The 18,367-nt window shown below is 57.2% G+C and carries 14 protein-coding genes and 1 tRNA gene; 12 read left to right on the forward strand and 3 right to left on the reverse strand.

Annotation, left to right across the window (positions count from 1 at the left end; genetic code table 11):
- The 10 genes from WCS52_13100 to WCS52_13145 form a co-directional block, all read left to right on the forward strand.
- Positions 1 to 1,825: hypothetical protein (locus tag WCS52_13100; GenBank protein ID MEI6168119.1), on the forward strand; the 1,825-nt coding region annotated here is incomplete at its 5' end.
- A gap of 275 nt (positions 1,826 to 2,100) precedes the next feature.
- A complete protein-coding gene (locus WCS52_13105) occupies positions 2,101 to 2,652 on the forward strand; it encodes a nucleotidyl transferase AbiEii/AbiGii toxin family protein (GenBank protein MEI6168120.1) in 552 nt (183 codons plus the stop codon).
- Positions 2,649 to 2,855: a hypothetical protein gene (locus WCS52_13110; protein ID MEI6168121.1), complete on the forward strand. Its 207-nt coding sequence runs from the start codon at positions 2,649 to 2,651 to the stop codon at positions 2,853 to 2,855. The genes WCS52_13105 and WCS52_13110 overlap by 4 nt, the downstream gene beginning before the upstream one ends.
- Before the next feature lie 304 nt (positions 2,856 to 3,159).
- Positions 3,160 to 3,693, forward strand: a complete 534-nt coding sequence (locus tag WCS52_13115; GenBank protein MEI6168122.1) for a hypothetical protein — start codon at positions 3,160 to 3,162, stop codon at positions 3,691 to 3,693.
- A 740-nt stretch (positions 3,694 to 4,433) separates the two neighbouring features.
- Entirely contained in the window at positions 4,434 to 6,155 is a 1,722-nt protein-coding gene (locus WCS52_13120; protein MEI6168123.1) for a glycosyltransferase, read from the forward strand.
- Positions 6,142 to 6,753, forward strand: a complete 612-nt coding sequence (locus WCS52_13125) for a transposase (GenBank protein MEI6168124.1) — start codon at positions 6,142 to 6,144, stop codon at positions 6,751 to 6,753. Before WCS52_13120 ends, WCS52_13125 begins: the two co-directional genes overlap by 14 nt.
- Before the next feature lie 76 nt (positions 6,754 to 6,829).
- Entirely contained in the window at positions 6,830 to 8,422 is a 1,593-nt protein-coding gene (locus tag WCS52_13130) for a glycosyltransferase (protein ID MEI6168125.1), read from the forward strand.
- Positions 8,423 to 8,444: 22 nt separating this feature from the next.
- A complete protein-coding gene (locus WCS52_13135) occupies positions 8,445 to 10,142 on the forward strand; it encodes a glycosyltransferase (protein MEI6168126.1) in 1,698 nt (565 codons plus the stop codon).
- 15 nt (positions 10,143 to 10,157) lie between these two features.
- A complete protein-coding gene (locus WCS52_13140) occupies positions 10,158 to 10,724 on the forward strand; it encodes a serine acetyltransferase (GenBank protein MEI6168127.1) in 567 nt (188 codons plus the stop codon).
- 325 nt (positions 10,725 to 11,049) lie between these two features.
- Entirely contained in the window at positions 11,050 to 12,465 is a 1,416-nt protein-coding gene (locus tag WCS52_13145; protein ID MEI6168128.1) for a glycosyltransferase family 2 protein, read from the forward strand.
- Positions 12,466 to 12,656: 191 nt separating this feature from the next.
- Here WCS52_13145 and WCS52_13150 read toward each other — a convergent pair.
- Positions 12,657 to 12,731: transfer RNA gene (locus tag WCS52_13150), tRNA-Met, on the reverse strand.
- Between the two features lie 110 nt (positions 12,732 to 12,841).
- Between WCS52_13150 and WCS52_13155 the strand changes: the two genes are divergently transcribed.
- Both WCS52_13155 and WCS52_13160 read left to right on the forward strand, forming a co-directional pair.
- Complete coding sequence (locus WCS52_13155; GenBank protein ID MEI6168129.1) at positions 12,842 to 13,642, forward strand: SDR family oxidoreductase; 801 nt, start codon at positions 12,842 to 12,844, stop codon at positions 13,640 to 13,642.
- Positions 13,643 to 14,069: 427 nt separating this feature from the next.
- Entirely contained in the window at positions 14,070 to 15,224 is a 1,155-nt protein-coding gene (locus WCS52_13160; GenBank protein ID MEI6168130.1) for a HAMP domain-containing sensor histidine kinase, read from the forward strand.
- Between the two features lie 283 nt (positions 15,225 to 15,507).
- Here the strand turns inward: WCS52_13160 and WCS52_13165 are convergent, their stop codons facing one another.
- The gene (locus WCS52_13165) at positions 15,508 to 16,431 is read right to left on the reverse strand and encodes a carbon-nitrogen hydrolase (GenBank protein MEI6168131.1); all 924 of its coding nucleotides are present in this window, start codon (positions 16,429 to 16,431) and stop codon (positions 15,508 to 15,510) included.
- Between the two features lie 414 nt (positions 16,432 to 16,845).
- Positions 16,846 to 17,874 (reverse strand): agmatine deiminase family protein, encoded by a 1,029-nt coding sequence (locus WCS52_13170; protein ID MEI6168132.1) that lies wholly within the window; start codon positions 17,872 to 17,874, stop codon positions 16,846 to 16,848.
- Positions 17,875 to 18,367: the final 493 nt, after the last annotated feature.

The following is an 18,367-nucleotide window of genomic DNA, read 5'->3' on the forward strand; positions in this document are numbered from 1 at the left end:
CGGGATGACAAATCTGCCGAGTCAGATGAACTATCTGACGAACGTGATCAGCCAGTTGACCGGCCTGACGAATATCAGCGACCAGGTGGCACAGATGACGAATTCGATCAGTCAGATCTCCGGGATGACAAATCTGCCGAGTCAGATGAACTATCTGACGAACGTGATCAGCCAGCTGACCGGGCTGACGAATATCAACGCCCAGGTGGCGGCGATGACCAATTCGATCGCCCAGTTGTCAGGTCTTACGAATATTCCTGATCAGGTAGGCTATTTAACGAATCTGCTGTCGCAGATGAGCGGGTTGACGAATATCGAAGCGCAGATGAACGGCCTGACAAATATCAGTTCCCAGATCGGGTCTTTAACGAACTCGATGGGCCTGATCTCCGGGATGACAAATCTGCCGAGCCAGATGAACTATCTGACGAATATCATCAGCCAGCTGACCGGCCTGACTAACATCAGTGACCAGGTGGCCCAGATGACGAACTCGATCAGTCTGATCTCGGGGATGACGAATCTGTCGAGCCAGATGAACTATCTGACGAACATCATCAGCCAGCTGAGCGGCATGACCAACATCAGCGAACAGGTGGGGCAGATGACGAACTCGATCAGTCAGATCAGCGGGATGACGAACCTGGCAAGCCAGATGAACTACCTGACGAATATCATCAGCCAGTTGAGTGGCATGACGAATATCAGCGAGCAGGTGGCGCAGATGACGAACTCGATCAGTCAGATCTCCGGCATGACCAATCTGGCGGGCCAGATGAGTTACCTCACCAATGCCATGGCGCAACTCGGGATGATGACCAATGCGTTTAACCAGCTTTCCGGGCTGACGAATATCGGGGAGCAGGTCGCGGGCCTTACCAATCTGAATGCCCAGATGCTCTACTTGACGAATGCCGTAGGCGCCTTGGGTAGTCTGTCCAATGACATGGCCGGGGTGGTGGCGGCGATCGGTCAGCTGGGGGCGCTTACGAACATGGGGTCGCAGGTGGCGGTGCTGACCAACTCGATCGGGCAGATTGTGGCGTTGACCAATATGTCCGGCCAATTGACGGGGCTGGCGTCCGGCATGACTGAGCTGAAGGATGTGACCCTGACGATCAGCAATACCCTGGCCTCGTTTACCGGAACCATGGGGTCGTTGCAGAGTGTCAGCAATACGCTGGGGGCCGTGACGGCCATGGATGCAAATCTGACGACGGTGTCGGTCCTGAGTTCGAATATCTATTCCATGGTCGAGGGGGCACTGGGTGCGGCGACCGATAGCGCGGGCACCGAGACGGTCTTTGGACGGATTGCGTCGATTGAGGCGGATGTCGTGAAGGTCGGCGGGTCGGCCTCGGCGGCGGCCCAGCGGGCCAGTGGCGCGCGGTCACAGGCCAATAGCGCGGCCGGTGCGGCGCAGCGGATCAAGAACACGATCGCGACATCGAGCCAGATGGGGACGGTGATGTCGGATGTGAGTGTGATCCGGAAGGCGTTGGAAGATGCCCTGGCCAATATCAACGGCATCCCCGGCACGCTGAACACGGCGGAGATGGTGAAGACGGTGAAGAGTGCCCAGGATACCATCCGGCAGGTCTCGGAAAGCCGTGGCATCGTCCTGCCGGGGACGGGGAGCGGAGCAGCGGCCGCGGGCGCAGGGGATAAGGCGGTTACCGCTGGCTCGTTGTCCGATCCCAAGGCCGTGGAGTCCCTGATCAATCAGCTCTCCGAGACCAAGGCGATGATGCAGGCGACCCGCCAGCTCATGGACGAAGCGGTGAATAAGCCCGTGGTCGTGGATTGGCTGGAGGGGAGCAAGTAGGAGTGGGCAGGGAGCAGTGAGCAGGGAGCAGCCTCCTGCGCCAAGGCTACGGAGGCCAGGGTGGGCAGTAATCAGTGAGCGCGAAGCACAGGTGGCAGCCGGCGTCTCGGCGGCTGATGGACGATAGCTGGGCGCAAGAATCGTTCGTCGAGGACGCCCGCCTCCGGTACTACGGCGGACAAGCCGAACGCCACCTTGAGATACGCCTCTTCCGTTTCACATCTTACGTCTTGGGGGCTTGCGCTCATGCTATAAAGACTACATAATTCCTGAGTATGATAAATCTGAAAGCCATCCTTGATATTGCGTCGCATCAGATTGCCGCTGCCGGTGTGGATTGCCTCCTGATCGGTGGATTTGCTGTCAATTATCATGGCTATACCCGTAACACTCTGGATGTGGATTTCATGATTGCGGCGGAACAGCTTGATGTGGTGAAAAACATCATGAAGCAAGCAGGATTTACGAATATCGTAATTGAAGAAAATGTGGCATTCTTCAGTGCCCCTGACATGCCTGTCCGTGTGGATTTTCTACGCGTGAGCCCTGATACGATGCAGTCCCTTCTCGCCAATGCCATTTCTGGCAACGTGCATGGCTGCACGCTCAGGATACCGGCGCTCAAAGATCTGCTGGCGATGAAAATATTTGCCTTATCCCAGGACATCCCGCGTCGCATGGGCAAGGATCTGGCTGATATCGCCTATTTGAGCGTGCTCAATAATTTGGATTTAGAATCGGATCTTCGCCCCCTATGCCGTCAGTTTGGATCCATCAAGAGTTTCGAACTTATTCGCGAACAGGTGGAAGGATTGAAAAATACATGAACCCAACTCCTTCATCGGCCGCATCAGATTTGCCGGCTCCCGTTTCATTGCTCCCTGCCTCTCGCTTCCCGCCTCATCTCTCCATGGATCAATATGTCGATTTTGTGGAGGAGTCGCTCCGCGCGGCGAATGTGGACCAGGTCGTCAGGCAGAAGGCGCTGGAGGAGCGGATCAGAAAGCCGTTCTGTATTTCTGCCGCCTAAACGACCCCATCTGATTGGGTAGCAGCCGGCGTTACAACTCTTCGAAGTAGCGGACCTTCGCTACGTAGTAGAGTCCCCGGCGGCTGATTGATTAGGTGGCAGCCGGCGTCCTCGGCGGCTGATTGATTAGGTGGCAGCCGGCGTCCTCGGCGGCTGATTGACGACATGGGCGAAGAATCGTTCGCCGAGGACGCCCGCCTCCGAATCTACGGCGGACAAGTCGCAACCCTAACGTTCCACATCTCACGTCTCACGTCGTAATGATCTATTGACTAGCTATCTTTAGCCGTATATAGATCTATGTGTGAGCCTAATTGAAAACCCTAAAAAACAGACTCCAGTCGCATTAAAGGGCGTGCTATCCCACAAGACGCCCGGATGGGTTCCTATTGGGGCCCTGTTCCATGTTCGAGTTCGTGTTGATCGGGATACTCCCTGTTCATTGACCGGGCCCTCCCTGGCGCCGCTAGTCCTGGAGGCTGCCCGCCGGTATCATGATGAATGCCGCTGGGGGATGAGTTTGCTCGTGGTTATGCCTGATCACCTTCATATGATCGCCTCCTTTCCTGATGAGCCCGGGATGAGTCGCACAATTTCGGCGTGGAAGACTATCACGGCGAAACGTTGTGGAATTAAATGGCAAAGTAATTTCTTTGATCATCGATTGCGCAATGATGATGAGTTTGTGGAGAAGGCCCATTACATCCGTATGAATCCAGTCCGCGCCCACTTGTGCAAGTTCCCCGAAGATTGGCCCTGGGTTGTTTGCCCAAGTGAACCCCAGCGCGAAGCCCAGGTGCGCGAAGCACAGGTGGCAGCCGGCGTCCTCGGCGGCTGATGTCTGTGAGTAGTCTCTAAAGGACAAGAATCGTTCGTCGAGGACGCCGAACGCCACCTTAGAGAAAACTGAAGCGCGAAGCACAGGTGGCAGCCGGCGTCCTCGGCGGCTGATGGCAAGGTAAGACGTGAGATGTTAGATCTGGGTGGCAGCCGGCGTCCTCGGCGGCTGATGTCTGTGAGTAGTCTCTAAAAGGACAAGAATCGTTCGCTGTTCGACAGGCTCACGGCAGGCCGAGGACCCGCCTACGCCAAGGCTACGTCGGGCAGGCGCCGAACGCTACCTTACGTTTCACAACTCACGTTTCGCATCTTACCTCACTTACCACCCGCTTCGCTGGAGACACCCTGCTTCGCCCGGAAATACCGTGCTTCGCAGGGCAGGCGGAGAAAAGGCGAGAGAGAGGTGGGGAGAGTTGCTGCGTTGTCAGGTTGCTCAGTTGATAAGTAAACGTCCTGCGGCCTCCCTATTATTGTCCTTAACAACATAACAACTTAACAACTGACTGCGACAGCAGCCCTGCCCTATGAGAAATTCGTGAAACGTCTTCCCGGGAGTAAACGGGGCGGTAACAGGACGTTGCGCACTCTCCATTCCTCCGTGGTAAAATCTTCATGACGTGAGCAGAACTCTTCCCTTTTCAACATATTATTTTCGCGTCTTTCGCGTGTTTCGTAGTTGAACTGCTTCTTTCAGGTTGATTAACTCAAGAAGTGAATTTTACTCACGTTCTTCATCTTGTGATATCGCTCGCCCCGGGGGGGTTGGAGCGGCTGGTGGTCGATTGGACGAATGCCCGGAATGCCCGTCACCCCGGTTCAACGCGGATCTGCTGTCTGGATGACTCAGGCGAGTTGGCGGGGCAGGTGAAGGAGGGGGCAGGGTTCAGGGTTCAGGGTTCAGCGTCGCAAATGCCGGAAGTGGTTGTGTGTGTTGGGGCCAAGCGCTCCCGCTGGCCCTTCGACCTTGCCGCCGTCCGGCGGATCCGGGGAGAGTTGTTGGGTTGTATTGACAACCGGCGTACGCCGGTTGTCCTCCACACCCACAATCTTGCCGCCTGGCAATACGGGGTGCTGGTGAAGCTGATGAGGAAAACGTCCAGGACCACGGTGTGGGGCGGATGTCCCCATCCGCCTTCTGCTGTCCCGAGTCGCCAGGCGGATGGGGACATCCGCCCCACACAGGACATCCGCCCCACACAGGACATCCGCCCCACACAGGACATCCGTTCCACAGTTCATTCCTCTCCATCAACGGCTCATGAGCCACGTTTAACGCCTCCGCCCCTCCGCCTCATCTACACCCAGCATGGAGCGAATGTTCATAACTTCGGGCTGCGTGACCGTTTGCGGGCCCGGCTCCTTGCATGCTTTACCGATGAACTGGTGGCTGTCTCCGATGCCACCGCGGAGGTCATGGCGGACAGGTTATGGATTTCCCGCAAACGCATCCGGGTCGTGGTGAATGGAGTGGCGGCCAGTGGGCAGAGGGCAGCCTCCTTCGCCAAGGCTCCGGCGGCCAAGGAAGGCAGCCTCCTACGCCAAGGCTCCGGCGGCCAAGGCGGGCAGAGGGACGCATTCAGGATTAAGGCGGGAATTCCCGTGGATGCACGGGTGGTTGGCACGGTTGGACGGCTGGCGCAGGTGAAGGGGGCCGACCGGTTGATATTGGCGTTTGCAGCGCTTAACGGCTCTCCGGTGTGGGGCGGATGTCCTCATCCGCCTGATTCTGGACTAGTCCGAGAGGCGGATGAGGACATCCGCCCCACAACAGAAGGCACAGGGGACAAAGTGTGGGGTGGATGTCCCCATCCACCTCGCTGCTTCCAGGCGGATGAGGACATCCGCCCCACACCAAAAGATGAGGGAGCGGATCATTCCGGGGCTGGCGTCTATCTCCTTCTCATTGGCGCCGGCCCGGAGCGTGACGCGCTGGAGCGGCAGGCGCAGGAACTTGGCGTGGCCGACCGGGTGATCTTTGCCGGGTTTCAGGGCGATCCGGCTCCTTATCTGGCGGCCATGGATGTGTTTGTGCTGCCATCCCGGAGTGAAGGGTTGTCCGTTGCGCTGCTGGAGGCGATGGCCGCCGGAGTACCCGTGGCCGTGACAGATGTGGGGGCCAATAGGGAAGTGATTGAGGATGGCAAATGCGGGGTCATCCTGCCGGTAGACGAGCGCCAATGGCCGGGAGTATTGGCGGCCATGTTGAATGATCCCGGGGGTAGTGCCATGAAAAAACAGGCGGCCCAGGAGCGCGTACGTACCCACTATTCCCTGGAGACTACGTTGGATGGCTATGAAACGCTTTATGCCCCACAAGAGCTGGAGCAGGGTTCAGTGTGTGGGGTGGATGTCCCCATCCACCTGGCATCTGACCAGTCCGACAGGCGGATGGGGACATCCGCCCCACAAGGGACATCCGCCCCACAAACAAACAAAAAAACAGACTATGACCTCCTTTGATCCCAGGCCACATCGTCTTGCGCAAATTTATCAGGATTACTCGCCTCCTTTATATTTCGTGACATTCTGTACAATGAACAGGCAACCTGTATTGGCGAGTGATGGGGTGCACCAGGCACTGATTCAATATGCGGAGGAAGCCATGAGCCGGGTCTCTGTGGCCGTTGGCCGGTATGTAATCATGCCGGATCATGTGCATTTGTTTGTTCGAGGGCCGGATGGCTTTCAACTCGGCATCTGGATTCGGGGGCTGAAGCGATGCATTTCTCTTGAGATCACGCGGATGGGGGCCACCACCCCGCAACAACCGGAGTGTTTCGCGTGTGGGGTGGATGTCCCCATCCACCTGTCTTCCGGCCAGGCCGCTAGGCGGATGAGGACATCCGCCCCACAGAGGACATCCGCCCCACAACCACCGAAGCAACAGAAGGGTAAAGGCTTGTGGCAGGAAGGCTTATTTGATCATGTTGTCAGGCATTCTGAAAGTTATCGTGAAAAATGGGAGTATGTCTGGCAGAATCCAGTAAGGGCAGGTTTGGTGAGAAATGCGCAAGAATGGCCATATCAAGGGGAAATTGTGACTATCGACCGAGCCTGATTGAGACGGAGCAGAGTCTTTCGTGTGTGGGGTGGATGTCCCCATCCACCTTGCTCCAGCCAATCAGGAGAGGCGGATGGGGACATCCGCCCCACAACAACTTATAATCATCATGCTCATCACGATCTCCAACCTATTCCCGCGCCCCGATCAGCCGACTCGGGGGCTGTACAACTACTACCTATTCCGGGAGATGGCGAAGGAGTTATTGGTTAATGGTTATTCGTTATCAGGTAATTCAACCAATAACCAACACCCAATAACTAATAACCATTATCTGAACATCTGCCTTGTCCCTGAATGGCGTTTTTGGCGCTGGCCTGCGATCCGGCGCTGGGGCGTGCCGAAAAAGTTTTTAAGTTGTCCAGTTGATAAGTTGTTAAGTGAAAGCCCAAAGGGCTCTCTCTCCTCAACAGCCCAGCAACCCAACAACATAACAACTGTCTACCTCCCCGTCTTCTATCTCCCCCTCCTCGGTCGTTCCCTCAACTGGTGGTTTTACTCTCGCGCGTTAAGGGGGGAATTCGACGACCTTGATAAAGCCCATGCTCCTGTGTGGGGTGGATGTCCCCATCCACCTTTCCCCGGACCAGTCCGAGAGGCGGATGAGGACATCCGCCCCACAGAGGACATCCGCCCCACAGAGGACATCCGCCCCACAACAACCACTCCCATTTGCTATGTTCCCTGGCTCTACCCGGATGGCGTGGCCGTCGCTCATGCGATCCGGGGGACGGGTGCCCGCCTTTGGCTCATGGCCCTGGGCTCGGATACCTTCCACCTCCAATCCCCCCTGCGCCGGCGTAAAATCCTGGACGCCTGCGCGCAGGCGGAGGGCATTGTCTGCGTCGCCCAGGTGCTGGCCGACCGTCTTGCTGCGGCCGGGGTGTCCCGCGCAAAGCTGCATGTCGTGCCGAATGGAGTGGATGCCTCCTTGTTCCGGGTGCGGAGCCGGGAGGAGTTGTTGAGTGGTCAAGCTGCTGAGTTGTTGAGGGGAGAGAGCCCGATGGGAGTTCACTTAACAACCCTCCTCTTCGTCGGCAACCTGGTCCCCGTCAAAGGGCCGGACGTGCTACTGCGCGCCTTTGCAGCGCTCGCCACGGCACTGCCTGCTCCTGTGTGGGGTGGATGTCCCCATCCACCTGTCTTCCGGCCAGTAGGAGAGGCGGATGAGGACATCCGCCCCACAGAGGACATCCGCCCCACAGAGGACATCCGCCCCACAACCAGAGGAGAAAAACCTGTCGGGGCCCTTCTCATTATCGGCTCCGGCCCGATGCGCGCCCGGCTTGAGCGCATGGCCCGTGACCTCGGCATTGCCGACCGGGTCCACTTCCTGGGGCGGCGGTCCCGCGAAGAGGTGGCCTTGTGGATGAACCGGGCGGATGTGTTGTGTTTGTCGAGCCGGAGCGAAGGCATGCCGAATGTGGTGCTGGAGGCGCGGGCGAGCGGACTGCCGGTAGTGGCCACGCCGGCAGGGGCGATCCCGGAATTGCCGCTGAATCAGGATCATTTCCTGGTGGTGAAGTCATGCCGTCCGGAGGATCTGGCCGAGGGCCTGCGCGAGATGCTGGCCCGTGACCTGTCCAGGCGCGTCCCTGATACCGCGATTGTCTCCTGGGGGCAGATGGCAGAGAAGATATTGAAGTTACTAACGAGTTTGAAATAATCTAAACTGATAACCAATAGCCATGGACTTTATTATCATCGCCAATGCCTGGAGTGCGGGGAAGGATAACCCGACAAGCAAGCACCGGATTGCCATTGAACTGGTCCGGCAGGGACACCGTGTCCTCTGGATTGAAGGCTCCGGCATGCGCACCCCCAGCGTCGGGTCATCCTCAGACCGCCTCCGGATGGTGAGGAAGGTCGTCGCCTCGCTCCGGGGAGCGCGGAGGGAGGAAGTGAGCGGTGGGCACTGCGTCGCCAAGGCTATGCAGGGCAGGCAGTGGGTAGCAGGCAGTCCAGAGTCAGAATCCAGTATGCCTCCCCACATCTCACATCTTACATCTCACCCCTCACTGACCCCTCCTTCTCTCCATATCCTCTCCCCTCTCTTCATTCCGCTCCCTCGCTATGAGCGGGTTCGGCGTCTCAACGGACTGATTTGCCGGCTCAGCATGCGGTTCTGGGCATGGCGGCTCGGGTTTGCGGACCCGGTCCTGATCAATTATGTCCCAGTGCTGGCAGAGGCGATGCGCGGCTGGCGCAAAGGGCAAGAGGCCGAAGGACAGGTGGCAGCCGACGTCCCGGCGGCTGATTGCCCGGAGCGGTCACTAAGTGGCCAAAACATCGTTCGCCGGGACGGCGAACGCCACCTTGGCGCTTTGTCTTCAGATAAGTCTAATATCTATGGTCTGAAGTCTAAGGTCTCACCACGCGCCCCGCGCGTGGTGTATCACTGCGTCGACCGCTGGGATGCCTTTGCCATGTATGACTCCGCGATGATGGGTGAGATGGATCAACGGTGCTGCCGATATGCTGATCTAGTCATTGCCTCTGCCGGTGAGTTGTATGAGCGCTGTAAAGCCATCAATCCCCATACGGTGTTGATTCCCCATGGTGTGGATTGGGAGCATTTCAGGAGAGGGGTGCCGAAAATACCGGTGTCAGGGCCCGGTAAGAACCTGGCTTCTGATAGGAACTTGTCTCTCGACAGGAATTTGTTTCCTGTGTGGGGCGGATGTCCCCATCCGCCTGGCTCTGGACCAGTCCGAGAGGCGGATGAGGACATCCGCCCCACATCCAGTGCGCCTGACCCCGCTTCCGCTACCATCGGTTTCTTCGGCCTGCTGTCCGAGTGGGTGGATCAGGAGCTGATCCTGAGGCTTGCGCAGGAATTCCCTCGCGCGACGATGGTTCTTATCGGTAAGGCGGATGTGGCGGTGACGCGGTTGCAGGGCATCTCGAATATCCAGCTGCTGGGGCCAAAACCCTTCTCTGAATTGCCTGATTACGTGGCCGGTTTCACCGTGGGGATCATTCCCTTTGTGGTGAATGACCTGACCCGCTCGGTCAATCCCATCAAGCTACGCGAGATGCTCTCGGCCGGTTGTCCGGTGGTTTCCACTGATTTACCTGAAGTCGCCCGGTACCAGCGCTCGAATGAGGGGGCCACCCCTTGCCCTGCGGTGTGGGGTGGATGTCCTCATCCACCTTTCCCCGGACCAGCCCGAGAGGCGGATGGGGACATCCGCCCCACACCTGGAATGGCCCCCCCGCCCCCCGTGCAGGTGGCTCATGATCATGATGAGTTTGTGGCGAAGGTGAGGCGGGTGTTGGAACGACCGCTTTCGCCACAGGGACGCAGGGCGGTCAGTGACTCGATGGCCAGCGAGACTTGGACCGCAAAGGTGGGCGAAATCCTTGCCCTGTTAACCAATAACTGATAACCAATACCCCTTATGAACCTGTTTACCCTAATCCGGTCCGATATGCGCGCGAAGGCGCGGTGGTTGTACGGGGATGACTCCCTGCGCAACGTCGTGAAGGCGCGTCTGACCGATGGTTCCACCGCGATGATTCTCTATCGCTGGATGCAGTGGGCGCAGCACCATCACCTCGCTCCGCTCGCCATGCTTTTCAATAAACTTATTGTCATGGGAGGGTGTATCATCGGGCGGGGAGCCGACTTCGGCGAGGGATTCGTCCTGGTGCACAGTATCGGCGTGGTCATCAATACCTCGGTCAAGGGGGGGCGCAACGTGGTCCTCGAGCATCAGGTGACCATCGGCGCGGAAAAAGGGGCCTCACCGGTTCTGGGTGACCAGGTGTTTGTCGGTGCCGGGGCCAAGATCATCGGCGCTATTTCGCTTGGTAATGGCGCCAAAGTCGGCGCCAATGCCGTGGTATTGGATGACGTCCCTGCCGGCGCCACCGTGGTGGGCATTCCGGCTAAAGTCGTGAAGAGAAGAGGGGACCTCACCACTAATTTGGGAAATGAAGAAATCCAGATTAAGAAAAGAGTTTGAACAGAAGTCGCGAAGCTCGCAAAGAAAATGCAAATGTGGCGTTAATTTTTCCGCACGGGTACATGCGGAGAAAATAAACGCCACGGGTTTCTGGTTAATTCGGGGAATAGGCGAAGGATTTGTATTTTCTTCTATGTTCCTGGAACACCGTTTTGCGATTTTTCTTGGCTGGGAGTCATTTTTCAGTCTGTCCTTGGAACATTCACGGACCCACCCAGCCATGACAAATCGCAAAACATTTTGGGCGTCTCTGGATTTCTTTATTTTCCCGAATTAGTGGTGAAGTCTTTCTTTTCCCATGTTCTCTTGGTAATAAACAACGTTTATGGTCATTGCATTCATAGTGGTGATGGGGGTGCTGGTTTACACCTGGCTGGTATATCCGGCCTTGGTGCTGTGGTTGGGGCGCAAAGTCGCGGCGCATAGCGCCCCTCCCACATCGGAGCAAAAAGAACTGCCTGTGGTTGCTATCCTCTTCTCCGCCCACAACGAAGAATCCGTCATCCGCCAGCGGCTGGAGAATCTGGCGGCGCTGGATTATCCCGCTGACCGCATTCATGTCTTCGCCGGGATCGATGGCGGCTCCGACCGCACTGCCGAAATCGCTCTCGGCTGGGCCCAGTCCCACTCCAATGTCCACATCATCATCTCCCCGGAAAACCATGGCAAGACGGTGATGTTGAAGAAGTTAGTTGCGAGTCAGGGGACAGTGGGCAGCCTCCGTCGCCAAGGCTATGGAGGCCAGGGTGGGCAGTGGGCAGACCGGAATGGGGTGGCAGCCGACGTCCCGGCGGCTGAGGGACAACTGGCGGGCGAATACGTTCGCCGTTCGACTCGCTCACGGCAGGCCGAGGACCCGCCTACGCCAAGGCTACTTCGGGCAGGCGTCGAACGCCACCTTGAGGAGCACCTCCTGGTTTTCACCGACGCCAATACCATGTTCGCTCCGGATGCCCTGCGCCGCCTGGTGGCGCCCTTGGCGGATCCGGCCGTCGGCGGGGTATGTGGGCGATTGGTTTTGACAGAGCAAAACCCTCCATCGAAAAAAAATGGAGGGCGCCGCTCTGTCGGCGCCGGTGCTGCTGATGAGGCGACCTACTGGAGCCTGGAGACGCGGCTCAAGGTTGCGGAGAGTGCGCTGGATTCCTGTCTGGGCGCCAATGGCGCGATCTATGCGATTAGGGCAGGATTGTTTCCGGCGCATTTTCCGGATAACACGATCATTGATGACTTTGTGATCGGGATGAAGGTGAGGGAACAGGGCCGGCGACTGGTGTATGAGCCGGCGGCGGTGGCGGTGGAGGAGCTGCCCGCGACGGTTGAGGCCGAATGGCGGCGCAGGGTCAGGATCGGTGCCGGCGCCTATCAGGCCCTCGCCTTGTGCTGGCGCTGTCTGTTGCCGCGCTATGGGGGTTTTGCCTGGATGTTCTGGTCGCATAAAGTGCTCCGGTGGTTTACGCCGCATTTGTTGGTGGCGGGGGGGGCGTTGTTAGGTTGTTTAGTTGTCAGGTGGTTAAGTCAGGACGCGGAGGCCCCTCCCTCCTCATCAACTCATCAACTCATCAACTTAACAACCGTATGCCTTCTCGCGCTGGCCAGCGCGGTGGTGATTACGAAGAGAGGCCGGAAGGGTCTTAAATTGCTGGGCTATTTCCTGGCCATGCAGGCCGCCCTGTTTGTGGGGTTCCTGCGCTTCTGCAAAGGCAACCTCCGCGGCACCTGGAAACGGACCGAAAGATAACACCCTCTCCCCAACCCTCTCCCCTGAAGGGAGAGGGAGAAGACCTGGTGCAAAATCCATTCCCTCGCCCCTTGGGGGAGAGGGTCAGGGTGAGGGGTTTCCGGATCAAGCCGGGAATCAATGTCCACCGCGCAACGCATTACGTATCCAGTTCGCGGGAGACATGAAAAAATGAAGTGGGGGGCGAAGGATGGTGGCGGGAGCGGGAGTTGAACCCACGACCAAAGGCTTATGAGTCCTCTGCTCTACCACTGAGCTACCCCGCCATCAAAAAACGCGAGGCAGAGTATTAAAACGGCTTCCGCATGTCAATACTGTGTCTTGACCCCGTCAGGTACAATTGCTATCAACAAGCTTTGCATTCAGGAGCTCACTTATGATTGAACAGGGCAAAACTTATCTGGTTATGGGACTGCTTGACCCGAACTCCATTGCGTACTTCATCGGCCGCACGATTGAACAATTTGGCGGGAAAGTGATTTATTCTGTGCAAAACGAGGTGGTGCAGAAGCGCTATCTTAACGCCAGCAAACTTCTGACCGCTGAGGAAAAAAGCAAACTGGACCTGCGTTTCTGCGATGTGTCGGATGAATCCCAGGTTGAAGCCCTCTTTGCCGGGCTGGGCTCCCTGGCGGGCGTGGTGCATTCCATCGCCTATGCCAACCCTAAGACCTGCATGGGGAACGAGTTCCATACCCGCTCCATGGCGGATGTCCTCAAGTCCTACCAGATCAGTTGTGCCTCGCTTGCCACCATCAGCCAATGTGCCGCTCCGCATCTGACGAATGGCGGCGGAATCGTGGCGCTGTCGTTTGATACCCACCATGTCTATCCCCAATATAACTGGATGGGCGTCCACAAGGCGGCGTTGGAAGCCCTGGTTCGCGCCTTGGCCCGCCGTCATGGCCGGGACAAGATCCGCGTGAATGCCATCTCCTCCGGCCCGGTGGCCACCATGGCTGCCAGTAAAATTCCTGAGTTCGAACATATCGGCAATATCTGGGCGCAAACCAGTCCTATCCCCTGGGATCCCGTTGCGGACCGGCAGGCCGTGGCCAATGCCGCTGCCTTTTTGCTCAGTCCGTTGGCCGCCAAAATCACAGGCCAGATTCTCGCCGTCGATGGCGGCGCCGCCATCATGGGCGGTCCCCTCATGGACCACGAACGGACCATTTGAAGAAGACTTCACCACTGATTTAAGAAATGAAGGAAATCACGAAGGCGCCATGCACCAGGGGACGCCTGTGTGGTGAAAGAAATGTTTGGCGATTTGTCATGTCTGCCCCGACTCTTTAGTGGCCACGTGCGCCACTCTGTAAGCGGCCAGCCACGAAAAATCGCCAAACGGTTCTATCCGGACGTCAGGATAAATAATCGCTTCATCCCTTCAAGATGCTTTGTTTTACAAGGGAAACCGGCTCGGGATTTTTGGCTGAGGTACTCCGCAGTCGAAAATCCCGTGCCGGTTGATGTTTGCCTCTCTGGATTTCCTCCATTTCTTAAATCAGTTGAAGTCCTTCTTTCCGGCACGTTAGTAAGATTGCCTATCTCTGCAATTTTGGTAATATTTCCCCATTAACGGAAAAATGGGGAGCAGTTCTGTTATGACCTCAACCACTACGTCGTCAGGTCCTGATACGTGCTATGCGCCGGCCGCCCGAATGACGGATTCGGAAATTCATGAGTACGCCCAGTCGATGGTGGGGAATCCCGTCATTGACACCCTGTTGAAATCCATGGGCGGGTTTCTGGCCATTCTCAATGAGCAGCGGCAGATCCTTGTCGCCAACGAGTCGTTCTTAAAGGCAATCGGGGTCTCGGATGTCAGTGGGGTTCTGGGGCTCCGTCCCGGGGAGGCGCTCCAGTGCATTCATCCCTCCGAGCATGAGGGCGGTTGCGGGACGACGGAGTATTGCGCCACCTGCGGCGTGGTGGTGGCCATTATGACCTGCCTGGGGAGTAACGAGGCGGTGGAGTGTCCCTGTTCCCTCGCGGTCCGTAAAGAGGGCGTGAATAAGAATTTGTATTTCAGCGTGAGGGCCTATCCCCTGACCTTGGGGGAGCGGCGGCTGGTCGTCCTGTTTATGCAGGATATCAGTGCGCACCAGAGACGGGCCGTTCTGGAACGCTCCTTTTTTGCCGAGATCAACAGCACGATCGCGTCGGCGCTGGGCCGGAGCAAGTTGATGCTGACGGCCAATGCGGAGCGCGGCCGTATGCTTGCGGAAGATATTTTCGGGGCCTTGATCAAGCTGGCTCAGGAGGTCCGGATTCAAAAGGCACTGGTCCAGGAAACGGGCGGGGAATTTTTTCCACTGTTGCGCCTGACCGCCGTTGCTGAGGTATTGAAGGAGGTCGCGAAATCCGTTCAGGCCTTTCCGGTGGCACAAGGGAAAAGCCTGCTGGTGGGGGATAAAACGGCCGGACTTAAATTCAAGGTGGATTCCTGGCTCCTGCAACGGGTGCTCGGGGGGATGGTGATGAACGCGTTGGAGGCCTCTGCGAAGGGCGATGACGTCCGTATTTCCGCGGAACTGAATCGCTCGGTCGTGACGTTTTCCGTGTGGAACCGCCAAGCGATCCCGGCGGAGGTCACCAAGCGGATTTTTCAGCAGAATTTCACGACCCATGCCGAACTGGGGCGGGGAATGGGTACCTATTTCATGAAGGTGATCGGCGAACAGTCCCTTGGCGGGAAGGTCGATTTTTCAACTTCCGAGACCGACGGAACGGTCTTCCGGATCAGTTTGAAGATTTAGCCGGCGAACGGTAAGAAAGCCTTGTGATGGGGGGGAGAGGATTTACCACGGAGGAGCGGAGATTGAGAGAGAGCGGGAAATGCAAATGCGGCGTTAATTTTTCCACACGAGTACATGTGGAGAAAATAAACGCCACGGTTTCCTGAAGGAATTCGTCGAGAGGGAGGTGTCGTCAATCCTCGGCCTTTTTTCTCCGGGTATTACTCCAGAAAACCGGTGCGGGAATTTAAATTCTGGTACACCTGAATTTAAATTCCCGCACCATTGTATTTGTATTCTCTCTCTAAATCTCCGTTTCTCCGTGGTAAAAGTTCTCTTTATTGTGTGGTGAAGTCTCTTCCCTGAAGCGCTTCGTCAGGTCGCCGTAGGCGTCGATGCGTCGGTCGCGCAGGAAGGGCCAGATGCGGCGGACCTCCTCGCTCTGTTTCAGATTCACCTCCGCCAGGAGCACCGCCTCATGCTCCGTGTCGGCCCGGGCGATATATTCGCCCTGGCATCCGGCGGCGAAACTGTGGCCCCAGAACTGGATGCCGCCCCGTCCCGCGGGCGACGCTTCAAATCCGATACGGTTGACGCTCAGCACGGGCACCCCATTGGCAATGGCATGAGCCCGCTGACTGGTCACCCAGGCGTCCAGCTGGCGCTGCTTCTCGTCCGGAGTGTCGCTGGGCTCCCAACCGATGGCCGTGGGATAGATCAACAACTCCGCGCCATCCAGGGCCATCAGCCGGGCGGCTTCGGGATACCACTGGTCCCAACAGACCAAGACGCCTAGTTTGCCGACGGAGGTCTGAATGGCCCGGAACCCGAGATCACCGGGGGTGAAGTAGAATTTCTCGTAATAGGCCGGATCATCTGGGATATGCATCTTGCGATACCGGCCGGCAATCGAGCCATCGGTCTCAAATACCACGGCGGTATTGTGGTACAGGCCGGCGGCCCGGCGCTCAAAGAAAGAGCCGACCAGGACGATGCCCTGTTCGCGTGCAACCCGGGCGAAGGTGTCGGTGAGGGGGCCTGGAATGGATTCCGCCAAGCCGCACAGGCCGGGATCCTCGATCTGACAGAAATAGAGGGAGGCGTGGAGTTCCGAGAGCACCACCAATTTGGCGCCCGCCTGGGCTGCCTGTTGAATGGCCGCCACGCTTTTGGCGACATTGGCGGCGCGGTCAGGCCCGAAGGCATGCTGGATCAAGGCTGTTTTCATAATCACTTGCTTTCTATTTGCCTGCACGTATCACCCGGAAGAGGACTTCACCACTAATTTAAGAAATGAAGGGAATTCAGATTCTCACGCGAAGCCGCGAAGATACGAAAAGACCTCCAAAATGTTTTGCGATTTGTCATGGCTGGGTGAGTCTGTGAATTTTCCTGGGATAGACTGATAAATGACTCCCAGCCAAGAAAAATCGCAAAACGGTGCTTCCGTGACATTGGAAAAGAATACATATCCCTGCATTTCTTCAAAGAAACCGTGGCGTTTATTTTCTCCGCATGTACACGTGCGGAAAAATTAACGCCACATTTGCATTTCCTTCGCGTTCTTCGCGGCTTCGTGTGAAAACTCTTCTCGGGATTTCCTTTATTTCTTAAATTAGTGGTGAAGTCTTTCTCTCTCGTCCTATGCGAGCGTTCCTTTAGGCAGTTGCATGGTCACGCAGTGCAGAGAACCATGTTGAAGAATGAGTGTGGAACAGTCAATGCCGATGATCTTCCGCCCGGGATAAGCTTTCCCGATCACCATGAGCGCGTGGGCGTCACAGGGGTCATTATAGATGGGGACCAGCACGGCCCCATTCAAAATGAGGAAGTTGGCATAGGAGACCGGGAGCCGATGCTGCTCCTCGTCGTATTGCGCCGCCGGCCAGGGCAAGGGGAGGAGGCGGTAGGGGGCCCCGGACAGGGTTCTCAGGCGGCTCAATTCATTGGCCATGGCCGTCAGTTCCGGGAAGTGCTCATCCCCGGCCTGGTCGCAGGCCTGATAGACAATCGTGTCATGGGGGGCGAAACGGGCCAGCATGTCGATATGGCCATCGGTATCGTCTCCGGCAAGGTACCCGTGTTCGAGCCATAAGACCCGGGAGGTGCCGAGAAACCGGGTGAAGGCCTGGTTGGTATCCTGCCGGCTCATGTGGGCATTCCGGTTCGCATTGGCATTGCAGGAGGCGGTGGTGAGGAGGGTGCCTTGTCCATCGGTTTCGATGCTGCCGCCTTCAAGGATGAAGGGGGCCGACCTCAGAAGGGTGGGTCCGAATACGCCGTGTTCCTTCAGTTTTGATGAAATGAGATTATCCAGGGTGGCATTGAATTTGCCGCCCCAGCCGGTAAATTGGCAGTCCAGAAGCACCGGATGCTGGTTCTCGAAAACCGTGATCGGCCCGAAATCGCGGGCCCAGGTGTCGTTACAAGGGATGGGATAACACTGGATCCGGTCAGTCAGGGCGTCGGTATGCTGGAGAAAATGGTGGACTTCTGCCGGACTCGCGGTGACCACAATCACCCGTCCGTGATGGGAGGCCTCGGCCATGATCCGGGCGAAGGTTTCCTGGGCTTTGACGAGATAGGGTTGCCAGTCGGTCCCTGCATGGGGCCAGGCCAGCAATACGCCGTCCTGCTCCTCCCACTCGGCTGGATATCTGATGGTGCTCATAGGGAGGGCAAGATAAATGGCAGTACCGCGCTCGTCAAGGGGATAGCCGAAAAGAACCAGGGCAGACGCAGTTACAATCTGCGTAACAGAGGGGGGCATTTACCACGGAGGAGCGGAGATTCAGAGAGAGAAGAAAATGCAAATGTGGCGTTAATTTTTCCACACGAGTACATGTGGAGAAAATAAACGCCACGGTTTCCTTGAGAAATACGGGAGAACCCTTCGACGCACTGAATAACTCGTGGCATTACTCCAGAAACCCGTGGCGGGATTTTTAATTCTGGTACTCCGGAATTACAAATGCCGCCACATTATATTTGTATTCTCTCTCTAAATCTCCGCTCCTCCGTGGTAAATCCTTCCCAAAAAGAAAACCGCGGTTCTGGCGAACCGCGGTTAGTGTGGCGAGCAATTGCCTGCTACCGGGCGCCCCAGTCGGCCAGTTGATCTGAAACTTGATAGCGCCTTAGGCACCGTCTCAAATATCACCAAC

This window comes from bacterium, from assembly GCA_037128595.1.
Classification (GTDB): domain Bacteria; phylum Verrucomicrobiota; class Kiritimatiellia; order CAIKKV01; family CAITUY01; genus JAABPW01.

What these genes read in the sequence shown, in the direction of transcription:
- WCS52_13105 (MEI6168120.1), top strand. Translation starts at nt 2,101, where the DNA reads ATGATAAATCTGAAAGCCATCCTTGATATTGCGTCGCATCAGATTGCC.
- WCS52_13110 (MEI6168121.1), top strand. Translation starts at nt 2,649, where the DNA reads ATGAACCCAACTCCTTCATCGGCCGCATCAGATTTGCCGGCTCCCGTT.
- WCS52_13125 (MEI6168124.1), top strand. Translation starts at nt 6,142, where the DNA reads ATGACCTCCTTTGATCCCAGGCCACATCGTCTTGCGCAAATTTATCAG.
- WCS52_13130 (MEI6168125.1), top strand. Translation starts at nt 6,830, where the DNA reads ATGGGGACATCCGCCCCACAACAACTTATAATCATCATGCTCATCACG.
- WCS52_13135 (MEI6168126.1), top strand. Translation starts at nt 8,445, where the DNA reads ATGGACTTTATTATCATCGCCAATGCCTGGAGTGCGGGGAAGGATAAC.
- WCS52_13140 (MEI6168127.1), top strand. Translation starts at nt 10,158, where the DNA reads ATGAACCTGTTTACCCTAATCCGGTCCGATATGCGCGCGAAGGCGCGG.
- WCS52_13145 (MEI6168128.1), top strand. Translation starts at nt 11,050, where the DNA reads ATGGTCATTGCATTCATAGTGGTGATGGGGGTGCTGGTTTACACCTGG.
- WCS52_13155 (MEI6168129.1), top strand. Translation starts at nt 12,842, where the DNA reads ATGATTGAACAGGGCAAAACTTATCTGGTTATGGGACTGCTTGACCCG.
- WCS52_13160 (MEI6168130.1), top strand. Translation starts at nt 14,070, where the DNA reads ATGACCTCAACCACTACGTCGTCAGGTCCTGATACGTGCTATGCGCCG.
- WCS52_13165 (MEI6168131.1), bottom strand. Translation starts at nt 16,431, where the DNA reads ATGAAAACAGCCTTGATCCAGCATGCCTTCGGGCCTGACCGCGCCGCC.
- WCS52_13170 (MEI6168132.1), bottom strand. Translation starts at nt 17,874, where the DNA reads ATGAGCACCATCAGATATCCAGCCGAGTGGGAGGAGCAGGACGGCGTA.